Origin of the sequence: Brevibacillus sp. AY1, from assembly GCF_029870785.1 — a bacterium.
GTDB classification, from domain to species: Bacteria; Bacillota; Bacilli; order Brevibacillales; family Brevibacillaceae; genus Brevibacillus; species Brevibacillus invocatus.
Genome location: NZ_JAFLPN010000005.1, coordinates 22,783 through 37,667 on the forward strand (window position 1 = coordinate 22,783; position 14,885 = coordinate 37,667).

16 protein-coding genes and 1 riboswitch are annotated in these 14,885 nt (G+C 47.4%); of the genes, 4 read left to right on the plus strand and 12 right to left on the minus strand.

Annotation, left to right across the window (positions count from 1 at the left end):
• Nucleotides 1–29 precede the first annotated feature (29 nt).
• Nucleotides 30–632 carry a hypothetical protein gene (locus JZI27_RS06890; protein ID WP_122907721.1) on the minus strand — a complete coding sequence of 201 codons (603 nt, stop codon included), beginning with the start codon at nt 630–632 and terminating at the stop codon, nt 30–32.
• A 309-nt stretch (nt 633–941) separates the two neighbouring features.
• Between JZI27_RS06890 and JZI27_RS06895 the strand changes: the two genes are divergently transcribed.
• Nucleotides 942–1,577, plus strand: coding sequence for a YktB family protein (locus JZI27_RS06895; protein WP_122907722.1), 636 nt, complete (start codon nt 942–944; stop codon nt 1,575–1,577).
• A gap of 124 nt (nt 1,578–1,701) precedes the next feature.
• Here JZI27_RS06895 and JZI27_RS06900 read toward each other — a convergent pair whose 3' ends face one another.
• Nucleotides 1,702–2,667 carry an NAD(P)H-dependent flavin oxidoreductase gene (locus tag JZI27_RS06900; RefSeq protein ID WP_280207121.1) on the minus strand — a complete coding sequence of 322 codons (966 nt, stop codon included), beginning with the start codon at nt 2,665–2,667 and terminating at the stop codon, nt 1,702–1,704.
• 165 nt (nt 2,668–2,832) lie between these two features.
• Between JZI27_RS06900 and JZI27_RS06905 the strand changes: the two genes are divergently transcribed.
• The gene (locus JZI27_RS06905) at nt 2,833–4,305 is read left to right on the plus strand and encodes an aminotransferase class I/II-fold pyridoxal phosphate-dependent enzyme (protein WP_251243137.1); all 1,473 of its coding nucleotides are present in this window, start codon (nt 2,833–2,835) and stop codon (nt 4,303–4,305) included.
• Nucleotides 4,306–4,377: 72 nt separating this feature from the next.
• Here JZI27_RS06905 and JZI27_RS06910 read toward each other — a convergent pair whose 3' ends face one another.
• The 5 genes from JZI27_RS06910 to JZI27_RS06930 form a co-directional block, all read right to left on the minus strand.
• Nucleotides 4,378–6,516 carry a hypothetical protein gene (locus JZI27_RS06910; protein WP_280207122.1) on the minus strand — a complete coding sequence of 713 codons (2,139 nt, stop codon included), beginning with the start codon at nt 6,514–6,516 and terminating at the stop codon, nt 4,378–4,380.
• A 118-nt stretch (nt 6,517–6,634) separates the two neighbouring features.
• Entirely contained in the window at nt 6,635–6,760 is a 126-nt protein-coding gene (locus JZI27_RS06915; protein ID WP_122907728.1) for a GapA-binding peptide SR1P, read from the minus strand.
• Nucleotides 6,761–6,892: 132 nt separating this feature from the next.
• Nucleotides 6,893–7,699, minus strand: coding sequence for an alpha/beta hydrolase (locus JZI27_RS06920; protein WP_122907730.1), 807 nt, complete (start codon nt 7,697–7,699; stop codon nt 6,893–6,895).
• Between the two features lie 84 nt (nt 7,700–7,783).
• Entirely contained in the window at nt 7,784–8,083 is a 300-nt protein-coding gene (locus tag JZI27_RS06925) for a DUF3055 domain-containing protein (protein ID WP_122907731.1), read from the minus strand.
• Nucleotides 8,084–8,190: 107 nt separating this feature from the next.
• Nucleotides 8,191–8,715: a MarR family winged helix-turn-helix transcriptional regulator gene (locus tag JZI27_RS06930; RefSeq protein ID WP_251243135.1), complete on the minus strand. Its 525-nt coding sequence runs from the start codon at nt 8,713–8,715 to the stop codon at nt 8,191–8,193.
• A 178-nt stretch (nt 8,716–8,893) separates the two neighbouring features.
• Here JZI27_RS06930 and JZI27_RS06935 point away from each other — a divergent pair, with 178 nt between their 5' ends.
• Both JZI27_RS06935 and JZI27_RS06940 read left to right on the plus strand, forming a co-directional pair.
• Nucleotides 8,894–9,322, plus strand: coding sequence for a DUF1885 family protein (locus JZI27_RS06935; protein ID WP_122907735.1), 429 nt, complete (start codon nt 8,894–8,896; stop codon nt 9,320–9,322).
• A gap of 124 nt (nt 9,323–9,446) precedes the next feature.
• Nucleotides 9,447–10,085, plus strand: a complete 639-nt coding sequence (locus JZI27_RS06940; protein WP_280207123.1) for a glycoside hydrolase family 73 protein — start codon at nt 9,447–9,449, stop codon at nt 10,083–10,085.
• 74 nt (nt 10,086–10,159) lie between these two features.
• On the opposite strand, the gene JZI27_RS06945 is transcribed toward JZI27_RS06940, so the two are convergent.
• The 5 genes from JZI27_RS06945 to dapD all read right to left on the minus strand — a co-directional run bounded on the left by JZI27_RS06945 (nt 10,160) and on the right by dapD (nt 14,557).
• Nucleotides 10,160–10,522 (minus strand): DUF4912 domain-containing protein, encoded by a 363-nt coding sequence (locus JZI27_RS06945; protein WP_122907876.1) that lies wholly within the window; start codon nt 10,520–10,522, stop codon nt 10,160–10,162.
• A 112-nt stretch (nt 10,523–10,634) separates the two neighbouring features.
• Nucleotides 10,635–11,231 carry a hypothetical protein gene (locus JZI27_RS06950; protein ID WP_251243134.1) on the minus strand — a complete coding sequence of 199 codons (597 nt, stop codon included), beginning with the start codon at nt 11,229–11,231 and terminating at the stop codon, nt 10,635–10,637.
• A gap of 246 nt (nt 11,232–11,477) precedes the next feature.
• Complete coding sequence (locus JZI27_RS06955; protein ID WP_280207124.1) at nt 11,478–12,620, minus strand: N-acetyldiaminopimelate deacetylase; 1,143 nt, start codon at nt 12,618–12,620, stop codon at nt 11,478–11,480.
• Between the two features lie 3 nt (nt 12,621–12,623).
• The gene (locus tag JZI27_RS06960) at nt 12,624–13,832 is read right to left on the minus strand and encodes an aspartate aminotransferase family protein (protein WP_280207125.1); all 1,209 of its coding nucleotides are present in this window, start codon (nt 13,830–13,832) and stop codon (nt 12,624–12,626) included.
• Nucleotides 13,833–13,846: 14 nt separating this feature from the next.
• Complete coding sequence (gene dapD / locus JZI27_RS06965) at nt 13,847–14,557, minus strand: 2,3,4,5-tetrahydropyridine-2,6-dicarboxylate N-acetyltransferase (RefSeq protein WP_280207126.1); 711 nt, start codon at nt 14,555–14,557, stop codon at nt 13,847–13,849.
• Nucleotides 14,558–14,644: 87 nt separating this feature from the next.
• A riboswitch (Lysine riboswitch) is annotated at nt 14,645–14,834 on the minus strand.
• Nucleotides 14,835–14,885 lie beyond the last annotated feature (51 nt).

Sequence of the window (14,885 nt, forward strand, 5' to 3'; positions counted from 1 at the left end):
CATCGTCCTTTTGACATCCTCCAGTCGTGCTATACTTCGAGCAACAGCATCTCTCGGCGAAGTTGCTTCAATCTTTCTGTAGAGCGCTTCACTTGCGTTTTGTCTTCTTGTGTCAGAGCATCGAACAACGTGGCCAATTCATAGTCCAGCTCCAAACGCAACACGGGGATCCGTTCTTCTGAATCACGTCTCTTCAACGCGGCTATCACCTGGTCCATCGTAACGTTGCAAGATTTTTCGTAGATCACTTTTTTCTCAGCTCCTTTAATTTCCACTATTCTGACGGCTTCACCGTACCGAATGTACTTCATCAATACACTCTCGTCGTCCACACTTACCTTGACGACCGCATGCCCTTTCGCTTGCTCCACGAATCGGTACAGAATCACGGCTACCCGAGAATCCTGCACCGGGACACCAGCCAAATGGAGTCTGTATGAGCCATTTAGCTTTTGCATGATCCATTCGGTTTGACCATCAGTGGTTTTCACGAGGAGGTGAAACTTCTCGGGAGATTCTTTCCACGTGACATTCACCCCAACTTCCACCAGGGCCTGCAACATCGCGTGCAGTGTTTTTCGATTAAACCAAACAGCCAGATTCAAATACTCCAGATCATGATCCAGATGCATTCAGGCCCCTCCCAATTGCAGAATACTCTGATAAAAAAGGCGCCTGTTAAGGGAGCGAGTGGTATATCATATTATTCAGACTTCGGTTTTGCTATTCATTTCCTGGCGTGTATTTTTTTCCTGCTTGGTATGATATCATATGGAGGATTCCAAGCTCCCTTGACAGGGACGTGCGCCCTTTTCTTTTCAGTATCCGTCGATACTGGTTGAAAAGCTCCCCATCTCTTGTGCTGCCACTAATGCTTAAGCAGGCAATGCCGGAGGATTTCTTACGGCGTACGATGATTGTCCGAAATGAGGTGTCTGAACATGTCAACATTCAAAGGTTTTACGCAAGAAGATTTTGACGTTTTTGCCATTGACGGCCTAGACCCACGCATGGAGGCCATCAAGACCGTTGTCCGCCCCAAACTGGAGGCACTCGGTCATCACTTTTCTCCTTCCTTATCCATTGCTACTGGCAATGAAATGTTTTTTCACGTGGCCAAGCATGCACGTCGAACGGTTAACCCCCCAAGCGATACATGGGTAGCCTGGGCGGCTGACAAACGTGGATACAAAAAACATCCGCATTTTCAGGTCGGATTGTGGGGAACCCATCTGTTCGTCTGGTATGCTGTCATATACGAATCTCCAGTTAAGGATCAGATCAGCAAGGCAATGCGTGCCAACTTGGATGAAATTCTCTCCCTTGTTCCTGCGAATTTTCACTGGTCTCCTGATCACACCCTTCCCGACAGCACGCCCCAGTCTGAATTGGGCAAAGAAGGTGTGCTAAAGCTGGTGGACAGGCTGGCTCAAGTTAAAAAAGCTGAGATTCTCTGCGGTATTCAGATTGATCGTCATGACCCGATACTCGCGGACAAAGATGCGTTGCTAACTCGTCTGGACGAGACGTTTGCCATTTTAAGCAAATTGTATCGCATGGGCCAAAGCCATTCTTAATCCGCCTTCTCCCATGTTGATAAGATATATGCAAAAGAACAGGTCCGCTTTCTTTCGAAAAGCGTTTGCCTGTTCTTTTGTTTTTGGCATAACACCGTCACGAGGGGAACACTAATGAACGAAGCTACTTGTTCGAGTATCCCTGAAGTCGGTCCAATGTAGCCTCTACACCCTGAAACATACGCGTGAAAAGCTCCTGTACGGACGGTACGTCATCAATCAGACCGATGACTTGACCAGCCCATCCGAAGCCTTGCTCCGCGTTTCCTTCATAAATGAAGATGCAATTATTTTCGCCGCTGATATACGATTTTAACTGCTCATAGCCTGCTCCCTCTTGCTCCATTTGCAAGATGCGATCCGAGCCTTTCGTACGAACCACGCGTGCAGGAGCCCCCATGGTTCGCTTGATGACAGCGGTATCCTGCTCGGTTGCTTGCAGAATGGCTTCTTTATAGGCAGCATGCGCATGAACGCACTCCTGGGTAGCAATAAAACGGGTCCCCATTTCCACACCTTCTGCCCCGAGTGCCAATGCGGCAAGAATGCCGCGACCATCACCGATCCCTCCGCTTGCAAGGACAGGGATCTTTACAGAATCCACGACTCTAGGCACGAGCACGAAGGTGCCAATATCATCCCGTCCGAGATGGCCGCCACCCTCCTGACCAACTGCCATGACGGCATCTGCCCCAATCGCTTCCGCTTTCTGTGCCTGTCGGACGGAGGCGACCAGTACCAGCTTCTTGACATCGTGACCATCCAGCCTGCGAATCAAGGGCTCCGGATTTCCGCCTGTAACGGAGATGACAGATACACCTTCTTCCAAGGCGACATCTACCATACCCTCATAGGTGCGATTGTATTGTCCGATGGCAAAGTTTACACCAAATGGCTTATCAGTCAATAAACGTACTTTTCGAATTTCTTCTCGCAGCGCTTCTTCGGACGTTAGGGACATTGCTGTAATTTGACCTAGACCGCCAGCGTTGGAGACGGCAGCAGCTAGATCTGCGTAAGCCAGGTAGGCCAAGCCTCCCTGGACCACTGGATACTGGATTTGAAGCAGTTCACTTACCCTTGTTTTCATGCCTATCACCTCGTTACTTCAAAAAATTCGCGGCACCTATTCCGAACTCCTTCTATGCCTATAATGATGAATAAAAATTCGCTTGCTTTCCCCCCCTATTTTGCTATACTCAATTTGTTTGTTTTTTCCCCTTTTATTCTTTATTCGTAAAGCGAGGCGATCGTAGTGAGACAAATGAAAACACCTTTGTTCAGCGGGTTGTTGGAGCACGCCAACCGGAACCCGATTCAATTCCACATTCCGGGCCATAAAAAAGGCATGGGCATGAATCCTACATTTCGCGAATTCATCGGCGAGAATGCTCTCTCGATTGACCTGATCAATATCGCGCCACTCGATGACCTGCATCATCCGAAGGCCATGATCAAAGAAGCTCAGGAATTAGCCGCCGAGGCGTTCGGCGCTGACCATACATTTTTTTCCGTTCAGGGGACAAGCGGTGCCATCATGGCCATGATCATGGCTACCTGCAACCCTGGCGACAAAATCATCGTCCCACGAAACGTGCATAAATCTATCATGTCGGCGATTATTTTTGCAGGCGCCTATCCGATTTTTATCCATCCCGTCATGGACGAAAAACTCGGGATTTCTCATGGAATCACCGTCAAGTCCGTACAAAAGGCTCTGGAAACCCATCCCGATGCAGCAGCCCTTTTGGTTATTAATCCGACTTACTTCGGGATTGCAGGCAACCTGCGAGAAATCGTTCGGACTGCGCATAATTATGAAATTCCTGTCTTGGTCGATGAAGCTCATGGTGTGCATATTCAATTCCATGAGGATCTTCCTATCTCTGCCATGCAAGCAGGTGCCGATATGGCCGCGACCAGTATGCACAAGCTCGGCGGCTCTCTGACCCAAACCTCCATCCTGAATGTGCGGGAAGGCTTGGTTGACGTGGACCGGGTCAAAACTGTGATGAGCATGCTTACGACCACTTCTACATCCTATATTCTCTTGGCATCTCTGGATATGGCTCGCCAGCACCTGAGCCTGAACGGTCACCTATTGAATGAACGCGCGATGCAATTGGCTGAAAAGGCCAGAAACATGATCAACGAAATTCCTCGTATCCACTGCGTTGGCCGTGAAATTCTTGGTAAGCCAGCCACTTTTGCAATGGACACCACGAAGCTGTTGATCCATGTTCGCGATCTGGGCATTACCGGATGGGAAGTCGAAAACTGGCTGCGCGACAAGTACAGCATCGAAGTGGAAATGAGCGATTTGTATAACATCCTATGTTTTGTCACCGCTGGAGATACCGAGGATACGATCCAAATTCTCGTGAATGCCTTGCGTGAATTGGCTGTTGAATTTGCTCATGTCCAGGCAGAAGACAAGCCGACCATTTCGCTGCCTGAAATTCCAGTACTTTCGTCAACACCACGAGATGCCTTCTACGCGCCAACGGAGACAATCCCCCTGACAGAAGCAGCTGGCCGGGTTATCACCGAATTTATTATGGTATACCCACCTGGGATTCCGATCTTTTTGCCGGGTGAAGTGATCACGCAGGAAAACATTGCGTACATCCAGGAAAATATCCGCGTCGGTCTGCCGGTGCAAGGACCAGAAGACGAGTCCTTGAAGACCATCAAGGTCGTGAAGCGACAAACGGCTATTTCGGGTTGAGCTACGAAGAATGAAGATAAAGCAGGCTGATTGGTATTCCACATACCATCAGCCTGCTTCTTTTTAGTCGCTTTACTTGTAAACGCGGATACTCAAATCATCCATACCGGCATCATCGAGTAAATCCAGCAAACGATCACTATTATCCAATGCATCATTCAAATATAGAACGATTTCTTTATTTGTCCGAGCAAAGGCAACAAAAGCAATGTCATCGAAATCATGGTTGTCTAGAAGGTCGAGGAACAGATCATCTTCCAATGCTTTGGCAAACGGATAATCGGTGTAATCCCCATAATCGATCCCGCCGTTATCTGTATCATCGTCGTCATCTTCGTCTTCACGTGCTTTTGCAAATGCCATCGTGTACACAAACGGATCTCCATCCCGCTCATCGATCCACACGACACGGTTTCCGCCTATGCGAGGCGATTCCATCTTCGCTTCGTCTTTCCAGTAGTACTTGCTGAAAGAGTCTTCTTCAACATCAAACAACTCAAAGTAAAAATCTCTAGGTTTAGGCGACAAGCGGTTGTCCGTAAAGAGAACCATGTTTCGCGACGCTTGAGGATCCAACTGATCACGAGAATTCCATCTCAGCAAAAGGTTGGTTCTACCACGATCGAGGTCGTAATAGTACATATCCCAAGAAGGATCAGTACCTTCTGCATATTCGCTCCATACGACAAAATTGTCGCCAATGGAAGCTTTCTCCACTTGTACTCCTGAGCGAATTTTCGAGTCGCGATCTCTGTCGATGTCGTACAGGTAAATGGTTGCTTTGTTTCGGCTGTCCTCCAGAACCCAAGTGATGTATTCACCGTAGATGTCAATGCTTAACGGGTCTTTGCTCAAACGAGCGACATCTACATTTTTTCCGGTAGACAGGTTTGTTAAGACGAGTTGGTTTCTGCGATCTTCATTGATCCAGATCAAATTGTTGCCATCCAGCTCATAATAATCTCTGAGCGGTTTTACTGATTTATCCGTGACTTTGGACAATTTTCCTTTTCGGATATCATATGACATCAGAGCTTTATCCGACTTGTCATACCAAACCGCATAGCGGTTGCTTACCAAAGGACGAATTGGATCTGAATCGGTCTTGCTGATGACTTGGCTTGCTCCAGTCTCCACATCGTACAAAATGACGTTAGAAGCTCGTTTTGCAGAGGAAACATACACAACATAGCGATCCGAGCCAGCAGGGTCTGAAGGATCACCTGATTCTCCGCCAAGTGTCACCTCTTCATCTTCATCCAGGTCGTACATATGCAGGCGTACTCTGCCTTCTTCATCAGTCTTGGCAAAGAGAATGTAGTCTTCATAGATGCGTGGCTGTAATCTGGAGTATACGCGAGAGGAGATTTTCTCCACATCATCTTCATCAACATCACCAAGCATCAGCGTGCTTTTGCTCAGGTACACGTATGTATCTTCATAGAGATGAGGTACACTTTTTATACTGCTGTCTGAAGTGAGCCTTTTATTCCTTTTGGTACGAATCGTATACATGTACAATTGGTCGCCACCGAATTGTTCGTAAACGATTTGATCGCCATCGATGACTGGGTTCGTTTGCTCCCCGGTGCTGACAACCGCTTCTTTTTCTTCCTGTGCTTTAATGTCGTAGTAATAAATATCAGCGTCTTTTTTATTGCGTTTATCCTGCCATGCTACATAGGATTGGCTTACGGTTGGCTTACTCGCTGCACCGCTAGTGGAAACCTGCTCCTCTGTATCTGTCGAGATATTATACAGGTATACATCCGTTCCTTTGTTGCGTGTGTCGGTCCAGACGATGTTGTTTCCGTAGATCTCGATATCTGTTCCTACTGTTGAATCACTGGTGATCCGCTTCTCTTTCTTTTTGGAAATGTCATAGAGATAGACATCCGAACCACCATGCCGCGAATCGATCCACACGACATACTTTCCGTCCACTTTCGGATTGGTTTTTGCAGATCTGCTATCTCCAATTTTCGTCTCGGTCGAATCATCAAGATCATATAGGGTAATGGTCTTTTCACCCTCTACAATCCAAACAGCGTAATCTTCGGCAATGTCGAAACCGTCCTTGGAGATTTGCGGCTGTCCCGAGTTGATTTTCACTTCTGCTCCAACGCTATTGGCAAACGCAGGCGTCCCGCTCCACAGAGTGGTGACCAGCATAACAGCGGCCATCATACTCTGGATGGGTTTTCGCTTCATGCAAAGATTCCTCCTTTACCAACAATTTTCATTCTTCCATATCCACACTATTATCCCCCATCATGAAAAGGTTGTCAAAAAAAATAGGACTCTCCATGAGTCCTGCGTACCTAGTATATTAATGATTTTCTTGTTTTTCATTCAGACATCCGTCGCAATTGCAAACGGCATAAAGCGTTTTCACTTGATTGCTTTCGAAATGTTCGATAATCGTTCCACAAGTTTGACATACAATTGTACCCATGTGTCGTTCCCTCCGTCATCACCTTGCCTCAGGCAATGTGAGTGAAATCATGCTCAAATAAGATGGTACCTCTATCTTAATATGTTACACTATTCGGAGTCAATACGGTAATTTCACACAATTATTTATCAATTAGTATGTCACATTTCGTTTTATCTCTTGATTCATCCATTCTTCCATCTGGTTTAAAATTTGCTCTTTTTCCGGTTCATTCAAGATTTCGTGACGAAGCCCTGCATATTTTCGGAAGGTGATTTCCCCACGGACACCATCTACAAAATTTTCAACCGCTTTTGCATTTACCAGGAAATCATCGCCCGCTTGCAAAACGAGCATCGGTACATCCAGCTTGTCTCGATTCGCCCATGCTTGATCCATCGCATGATGCAGCTCCTGAAACCAGCGCACACTCACTTTATGATAATTAAACGGGTCCGTACGATAACGCAGTTGGATATCCGCATCCCTGGAAACCATATCCGGAGTTATGCCATTTGGAATGGTCAGTGTAGGCCAAAAGCGATTCAAAGCTTGCGCTAAATGTGCTTTCCACGCAGGCACTTCCAACTGCAACTGCAAACAGGGAGAAGTCAAGATAACCCCGCTTAGCTTTTTGCTCTTCTCGTCATTTTGTACAAATCTTGTCACGATCAAGCCTCCCAGACTGTGGCCCATAATAAAAACGGGTCTCCCCTCGGCATCCGCACAGGCTTTGAGCGTCCATTGCCGCACCGTGTCCACATATTCGTGAAAGGAATCGATATGCCCCCTCTTCCCCCCGGAACGCCCACAGCCAGGTAAATCGCCAGTATATACGTCCCATCCTCGCTCATTGAAGTAATTTGCAACATGCTCATAGCGTCCATGGTGCTCGCCAGTACCGTGTACAAGCACCATCGCTGCCTTCGGGTCTTTTGCAGACCATTTATGTGTGTACATGTTTATTCATCCTCCGATACCTATCCTGCATGACATCAGCTAAATAAAATCAAACGAGCAGAAGTATAAACTTCTGCTCGCTACCTAATACTGATTTTCTTCAAAGGAAATGGTAGGTAAACACTCGTGGAAAAACTGGGCGAGGGCTTCCGCTTCACTCGCAGAATCTAGGCGAAATACTTTTTGCAGATAACCTGGATTCACCGCATCCTCCGAACAAAGGAGTGTCGATTGCCCGGTTTGCATACAGATGACCAGAGGCTTTCCAAAAAACTTGTGGGTAAATACAATCCCGAAGTCATGTCGAGTTCCTTCTGAGGCAAATCCGAGAAAACGTACTTTGGCGTTCTCAGATTCGTCGTACAAGTGGTCGAAATGCTCCATCAGCAATCCCTCCTCGTTTGAAGTTTCACACCGAATCGAAAATTAATGAAATATTCGGTGTAACATTAAGTATAAAGCAATTACCCTATTTTTTCCACCCCCTATTATCAGCTAATCAGATGCTGTTGGTTGGGAATTCTGTCTTCGCCCTCCTGAATCCAGCGCACCTTTTCTGAACCGTGCAAGGATTGGGCCAGGAAGGACAGGCATTCAAAGAACAATTCTACTACTGCTGTACTGTAGCGTTCCTCCATTTTCTCCAAAGCATACGTCAAACGGAAAATAGAGGGTACACTTCGACGACTTGCTTCAATGACTTCTTTCCCTTTGGGGGTTGGATAGACATGAACGACACGTCCATCTAATTCTGACTTTTCAATCGTGACCATCCCTTTATCCATCAATTTCTTGATGTGGATTACGATCGACGATGGATGCCAAAAGGTCCATTCAGCAATCTGTGTGACACGCACTCCTTCGTAGCAGTAGATAATCCAAAGGATGTTCAATTGAACAGACGAGTCCAGTTCTGCTTCTTTGGCAGCCTTTTCCCAGTCTTCTTTGTTCACGACATCAATGGCGCGCATCGTGTTTAATGCTTCAAAAACATTCCTGATAGAGACCTCCTGCATGGCTTATTCCCCCATGATCCTTTATCATTCTACGAATCTCATTTAAATAATAGTTATATTTTACACTTTTCAGAAAAGACACGCAATTAAAATTCGCTACAATTTGATACATTGCCAAAGAGTGGAAGCAATGCTACACTAAACAAAGTATTTCCATGTACGAGGAGTGATGGCAATCGTGAAGCTGCAATCCGCCTACATTTATTTTGTAGAGGGCTCAACAGCCACTCATGCAGACATTGAAGATGTTAAAGCCAAGTTTACACGATACATCGAAATGACGAAAAAGACCGGCGAACAGCTCGGTTGGTCATATGCCGAATCTGCATTTCCCTATGTGCTGGAGGAACGTCCAGAAGGGAAGGGCTCCTGGTTCCTTTTGAAAGGAATAGATCCCACTGTCTACAAAATGATCGTAATTGGCGTAGGCTCGAAAGAAGAGGACGGCAAAGAAAAACACTACGTGCAAGTCTCGCTACCTGAATCTTCAACAAACGGAGACAAGGGAAAGGCCAATGAATTCTGCCGTTATCTTGCACGTGATTACAAGGCAGAGCTACATCTTTTCAACAACCGCGTACAGTATTTCCAACCTCGCAAGCCTTAAAGGTTCAACCAAAACAGCCGCGCATCCTGCGGTTGTTTTCTTTTTTCCACCTTTCCCTCATACCGTTCGGACCTCTGTTCTCATACTATATAAGGAATTGTGAATATTGAAACGAGGTGACCGTATGGAGCAACAAGCTTTCATCGACCTGATCGCAGGGTCTGCACGTCAATCGTTTTTGACACACCATCTATTTCCCTCCGTCACGATCGCCCAAGCCATCCTGGAATCAGGCTGGGGCCAAAAAGTACCTGTCGATCCCGCAACGGGGCGTTCCTCCTATAACTTATTTGGCATTAAAGGTACGGGGCAAGCAGGTTCCGTCACCGTACGGAGCAAGGAAGTGGAAAATGGTGTTACAGTTGAACGACCTTCTCTATTCAGAGCTTACTACAACTATCAACAGTCCTTTGACGATCACGCCCAATTTTTACAAAAGCCAAACTACAAGTCAGTCCTAACATCTGCTACCCCTGAACAGGCTGCACAGGAGCTGGAAAAAGCAGGGTATGCCACGGACCCGCAATATGCTGAGAAACTGATACGCTTGATTCGCACCTATAATCTTACCCGCTATGATCAATTCTCACCGACAGATACACTTCCTTACCCGCCTTGGAAAGTAGATCTGGGCAAACGAGCATTGACGGAAGGGCTGCTCACCTCACCCGAATGGCTGAGTAAGCTGGATGAACCCATGCCAGTCTGGGCTGTACTTGCAGTAGCTCTAAGGCTACTGGACCAACAACGGAATGTAAAATAGCGCACCAATTCCGAGAAGGAAAGCAAAAGAAAAGAGGCCCCAAGACGTGGGCCTCTCTTGAATGAGCACGATGATCAAATCATTTGAGATCTCGACAGCGAGTAGAACCTTCCATCCACCATCCGGATTCCCAGATCGACGCAATAGGACAAGCCTTGCGTAACGCCGTAGAGAATCCACTCTGAAGAGAGGTGGTTGATATCAAAATCTGTGTAAAGGTCACTGCCATCCTCACGTATCTCTTGCCGGTCCGTCAGATCGAAAAGGCGAAGGACAAACGGTAGTTCGGCGAAGGGAATGGCGAATTTTTTCTCCACGTCCTGCTCGAACTCCTTTGTCATGCTCCACTTTGCCTGGATAGAATGCTCATCCTTCCAAGCAATGCAAATACTCGGGCCTTCTACGTCTGTTGATGACCGCGCGGGATTTGTCTCCATTTGCTCCCATCGTTCCTTTCTATCATGTACTTGCTGTTTACAGGTATTGATACATTTGTCTGTCATTATACCATGTTCACAAGCCATGTGAAAACGCATCCAAGCTATTCTTTTATCTTCCGACTGTAAAAGTATTCTCGCCTACCATGATGTAATCCTTCGATTTTTCGTATTTCATGTGTACCTGCACCTTGTATGTCCCGTATTTATCCAGCTTGGTCGAGACGAACGGTTCGGAGAAATAGAAGCTGTTTGCGTTTTGCGTCGAATACTTCCACTCTTTTCCCTGATCCACTTTCTTGCCATCAGGTGCGATCAATTCCACCCGTATTCTCAGGTCCTTCGCGATTGGTGCTTCATCTACCTCTACAAATACGTTGAATGTGCGCGGAACATCCTTGTCGCTGTATCCTTTGATCGGGTTGCTGAAAACCACCGTTTTATTGCGAGTCTGCTGAATTCCCTCGAGAACCAGTATATTCACGTTCGGCTTGATAATTTCCATCTTTCCCGTACGATCGTCGTAGTCGACAAAACCACCCATGCGGTTGATTACATCTTCTACTGGTTCAGCTGAGGAAGCCGGCAAATTGTTGGCAACTCGCTCACCACCAAGGAATACACGCATTTCCCCTTCTCCCACCGCAGCGCTGCTCCCTACACCCGCTACCGCCAGTACCATCAAGGCAGATAACCATACTTTTTTCATTCCACAATCCTCCAATATGAGTGCGCAACTGCGCGTATTATTCCGAAAATGTTACCCAATATATAAGACGCCCAAACACGCAAATAGTTGTGGCATCTTCATAAATTTTTTCAACAATATCCACACTATCCACAGCCCTCTGGATAATAGGCACAAAGACTTATGCACAGGGTTTTGTGAATAATTTCAAAGGATCATGAACAAAAAAAGAGCATCCCCCTGTAGAGACGCTCTTACCCTCACTGATTATGCTTTTATTGGCTGTGAAGAGAGCCACACAAAATAACGAGACACAGTCCGAATCGCCACATCGATTGCCTCTTCATTCGGCTCGATCTTCGCATGGTGCAGCCCAAATGGAGTATTGACCCCCAGCCAGAATAAAAAACCTGGTATCTCTGACAGGAAATAGCCAAAATCTTCACCCGTCATAGCTTCCGAACAGTGGATCAATGTAATGTCTGGACAAGCATCCTGTACCCATTCCATAAACGCTTCGGTCAAGCTTTCTTCATTATAGACTTGACAATAGCCGCATCCGTAATCAATTTCCGCAGAACATTCAAATCCTGCCTCGATGCCTTTTACGAGTGCCTCAATCCGGCCTTTGACACGAATCATGGATTCCATCGAGAACGTACGGATCGTTCCTTCGAGTCTGCCTTTTTCCGCAATGATGTTCTGTTTGGTGCCGCCCACGATCTTGCCAATCGTAATCACTGCGGAATCGAGTGGATCGATATTGCGTGCTACGACCGACTGCAATTGTGTCACCAGATGGCTCGCAGCGACCACCATGTCATTGGTCTTGTGCGGAAACGCAGCATGGCCGCCCTTGCCAAGCAGATCAACGAACAATTCTGAAGTGTTGGCGAATAGAATACCCGGTTTGGTAGCGATATGCCCTACTGGATACTCGGGAGCAATATGCAAGGCAAAGATGCAATCAGGTCTCCAAGCGGCGAATTCCTCACTTTGCATCATCGGCTCTGCTCCACCAGGCCCTTCTTCCGCCGGCTGAAAAACGAACAGCAAGTCGTCAGAGATCGGATGGTGAACAAAATGGGTCAAGAGACCAAGCGCAATGGCCATGTGCATATCGTGACCACATGCGTGCATATACCCCTCATGCAAGGAGCGGAACGGATAAGAGGTCTCCTCGTAAATCGGCAGGCCATCCATGTCCGTGCGCCAGGCAATCGTACGCTGCGGGTTCGTCCCGCTCACACGAACCAAAACTCCGGTACGCCACGTCTTGATCTGCATGCGCTCTTGTGGAAGGCTATTCAGATAGTCAAGAATGTAGCGCTGTGTCTTGACCTCCTGAAAACCCGGCTCGGGAATCTGGTGCAAATCCCTCCGGATCTGAACAAAGGCAGAGGTACTCATCCGTTACGCCTCCTTGGCAGAAATCGCGTTCAAATGTCGCGTGAAAACACCAAGGAAGAAATCGACATCCTCTTTGGTCAAGGTTAATGGAGGCAGAAGGCGGACAATCGTTTTTTGCGTAATATCGACCAAAATTCCGTCCTCCAGAAGATTTTGTTGCAAGCGACTGGCTTCCTCCGGAGACACACTCAGCGGAATTCCCACCATCATCCCTTTGCCACGCAATGCCTGCAGCTGCTCTGGCAAGCGCTCCTGCAAGCTGGCCAAGCTGCTCCACAAGTATTCAATCACTTCCTCCACATGGGAGGCAAAAGCAGGATCTGTCCATTCATCCATGACCGCGTTCCCCAGGGCAGCGGATAGTGGCGAAGGAGCAAAGGTGGTACCGTGGTCACCCGGTTTGAACTGGTTCATCAGTCTCGGACCAGCGATCACGCCCCCCAAAGGAAGTCCTCCCCCGACGCCTTTTGCAAACAAAATCAGGTCTGGTGTAATGCCTGCGTGCTGGTAAGCAAACAGCTTTCCAGTTCTCCCCATCCCTGTCTGGATCTCGTCCATCGCAAGCAACATGCCTTCTTCCTGACAGACTGCGGCTACGTCGCGCAGAAAGTCCTCAGATAACGGAATTACACCGCCAGAACCAAGTACCGGCTCCATCAAAACAGCAGCAGGCTTCTCGTTTTTGCAGATCGCTCGCAAGCCGTCTATGTCCCCAACCTCCAGCTCATAGACAGGAAAGGAAGGTTGCGGGAAATCCTGATACACATGAGCTTGTCGCGTGAGGCGAACCGCCCCCAACGTCCGGCCATGAAAGCTGTTGCGCAGGACGACAATCCCGTCTCTTCCTGCTCCATCGGTTTTCGACCATTTATGGATGAGCTTGATGGCTGCCTCTGTCGCCTCCGCTCCCGAGTTGCTGAAAAAGACCTTTCCCGGGATTGTCGCGTCCACCAAACGTTTTGCCAGTTTGATAGCAGGCTGATTGAGGAAGATATTGGAGATGTGCAAGAATTGCGTGCCCTGTTCTTTGAGCGCCTCCACAATTTTTGGATGAGAATGACCAAGCACGTTAACAGCAAGCCCAGTAAACAGGTCTAGATAGCTTTTCCCTGTGGTGTCGTACAGGTAGTTGCCCTCACCCTTGGCAATTGCGATCGGCAAGCGTTTATAGGTTGAGATGATGTATTGTTCATCGAGCGAACGCCAGTCCATGAGTCAACTCTCCCTTAGAGCTGACGCAGCTCTTGCATGATTTCGGTTTTGGAGCGTGTTTTGTCATCGATTTGCTTGATCACGCGTGCAGGAGTTCCCGCTACTACCACGTTTGGTGGTACATCATCAATGACGATAGCTCCAGCAGCTACTACCGAGCCTGTACCAACGCGAACGCCTTCCAGGATCACCGCATTGGCGCCGATCAAAACGTCATCCTCGATGATTACCGGTGTAGCAGATGGTGGCTCTACAACACCCGCGATGACAGCGCCCGCACCGACGTGGCAGTTTTTACCAATCGTTCCACGTCCACCTACAACAGCATTCATATCAATCATGGTACCTTCGCCAATAACGGCTCCAATGTTAATGGATGCGCCCATCATAATGACGGCATTATTACCGATGGTAACCTGATCACGAATGATCGCTCCTGGCTCGATACGTGCTTGAATACCTTTCATGTCCAAAAGTGGAATAGCGGAGTTGCGGCGATCGTTTTCCACCACGTAGTCTTCAATTTTTTCGGCGTGCTGAGTCAATACAGGCTCGAGATCTTTCCATTCACCAAACACCACACCTGTATTTCCCGTAATGAACGCTTTGGAGTTCACACCAAAATCGATGCCTTCCAGTTCTCCTTTTATGTAGAGCTTCACAGGGGTTTTCTTTTCGCTTTTCTGAATAAACGCGATAATTTCATGGGCATTCATCATGTTCATGGGTAAAATCCTCCTTTTGATTAAAAAGCATGTAAAAAAGCAATGAGTGCACATGCTATCTCATTGCTTTTGATTTCTCGCCAGCAAATCGTAAATAGCACTCCAAAAAAGGCCCTATGCCTTCAATGACAGGATTTTGGTTCTTCACGTCAATCCCAGCTCTTGCTATCTACGGGGTGTAGCAAAAGCTTCGGCGCTTCAGCCTTTCCGTCTTTTCCTACCCCCATGGTAGTTGATGAAAAGATGTACTCTTCGTCAGCGCACCTCTATTTAGATTTATCTATTGAATTTCATTTAACTCTACCAAATTCAACTTCAGGTGGCAACA

What these genes read in the sequence shown, in the direction of transcription:
- JZI27_RS06960 (WP_280207125.1), bottom strand. Translation starts at nt 13,832, where the DNA reads ATGGACTGGCGTTCGCTCGATGAACAATACATCATCTCAACCTATAAA.
- JZI27_RS06900 (WP_280207121.1), bottom strand. Translation starts at nt 2,667, where the DNA reads ATGAAAACAAGGGTAAGTGAACTGCTTCAAATCCAGTATCCAGTGGTC.
- JZI27_RS06910 (WP_280207122.1), bottom strand. Translation starts at nt 6,516, where the DNA reads ATGAAGCGAAAACCCATCCAGAGTATGATGGCCGCTGTTATGCTGGTC.
- JZI27_RS06890 (WP_122907721.1), bottom strand. Translation starts at nt 632, where the DNA reads ATGCATCTGGATCATGATCTGGAGTATTTGAATCTGGCTGTTTGGTTT.
- JZI27_RS06895 (WP_122907722.1), top strand. Translation starts at nt 942, where the DNA reads ATGTCAACATTCAAAGGTTTTACGCAAGAAGATTTTGACGTTTTTGCC.
- JZI27_RS06945 (WP_122907876.1), bottom strand. Translation starts at nt 10,522, where the DNA reads ATGGAGACAAATCCCGCGCGGTCATCAACAGACGTAGAAGGCCCGAGT.
- JZI27_RS06920 (WP_122907730.1), bottom strand. Translation starts at nt 7,699, where the DNA reads ATGTACACACATAAATGGTCTGCAAAAGACCCGAAGGCAGCGATGGTG.
- dapD (WP_280207126.1), bottom strand. Translation starts at nt 14,557, where the DNA reads ATGAACATGATGAATGCCCATGAAATTATCGCGTTTATTCAGAAAAGC.
- JZI27_RS06930 (WP_251243135.1), bottom strand. Translation starts at nt 8,715, where the DNA reads ATGCAGGAGGTCTCTATCAGGAATGTTTTTGAAGCATTAAACACGATG.
- JZI27_RS06915 (WP_122907728.1), bottom strand. Translation starts at nt 6,760, where the DNA reads ATGGGTACAATTGTATGTCAAACTTGTGGAACGATTATCGAACATTTC.
- JZI27_RS06940 (WP_280207123.1), top strand. Translation starts at nt 9,447, where the DNA reads ATGGAGCAACAAGCTTTCATCGACCTGATCGCAGGGTCTGCACGTCAA.
- JZI27_RS06925 (WP_122907731.1), bottom strand. Translation starts at nt 8,083, where the DNA reads ATGGAGCATTTCGACCACTTGTACGACGAATCTGAGAACGCCAAAGTA.
- JZI27_RS06955 (WP_280207124.1), bottom strand. Translation starts at nt 12,620, where the DNA reads ATGAGTACCTCTGCCTTTGTTCAGATCCGGAGGGATTTGCACCAGATT.
- JZI27_RS06950 (WP_251243134.1), bottom strand. Translation starts at nt 11,231, where the DNA reads ATGAAAAAAGTATGGTTATCTGCCTTGATGGTACTGGCGGTAGCGGGT.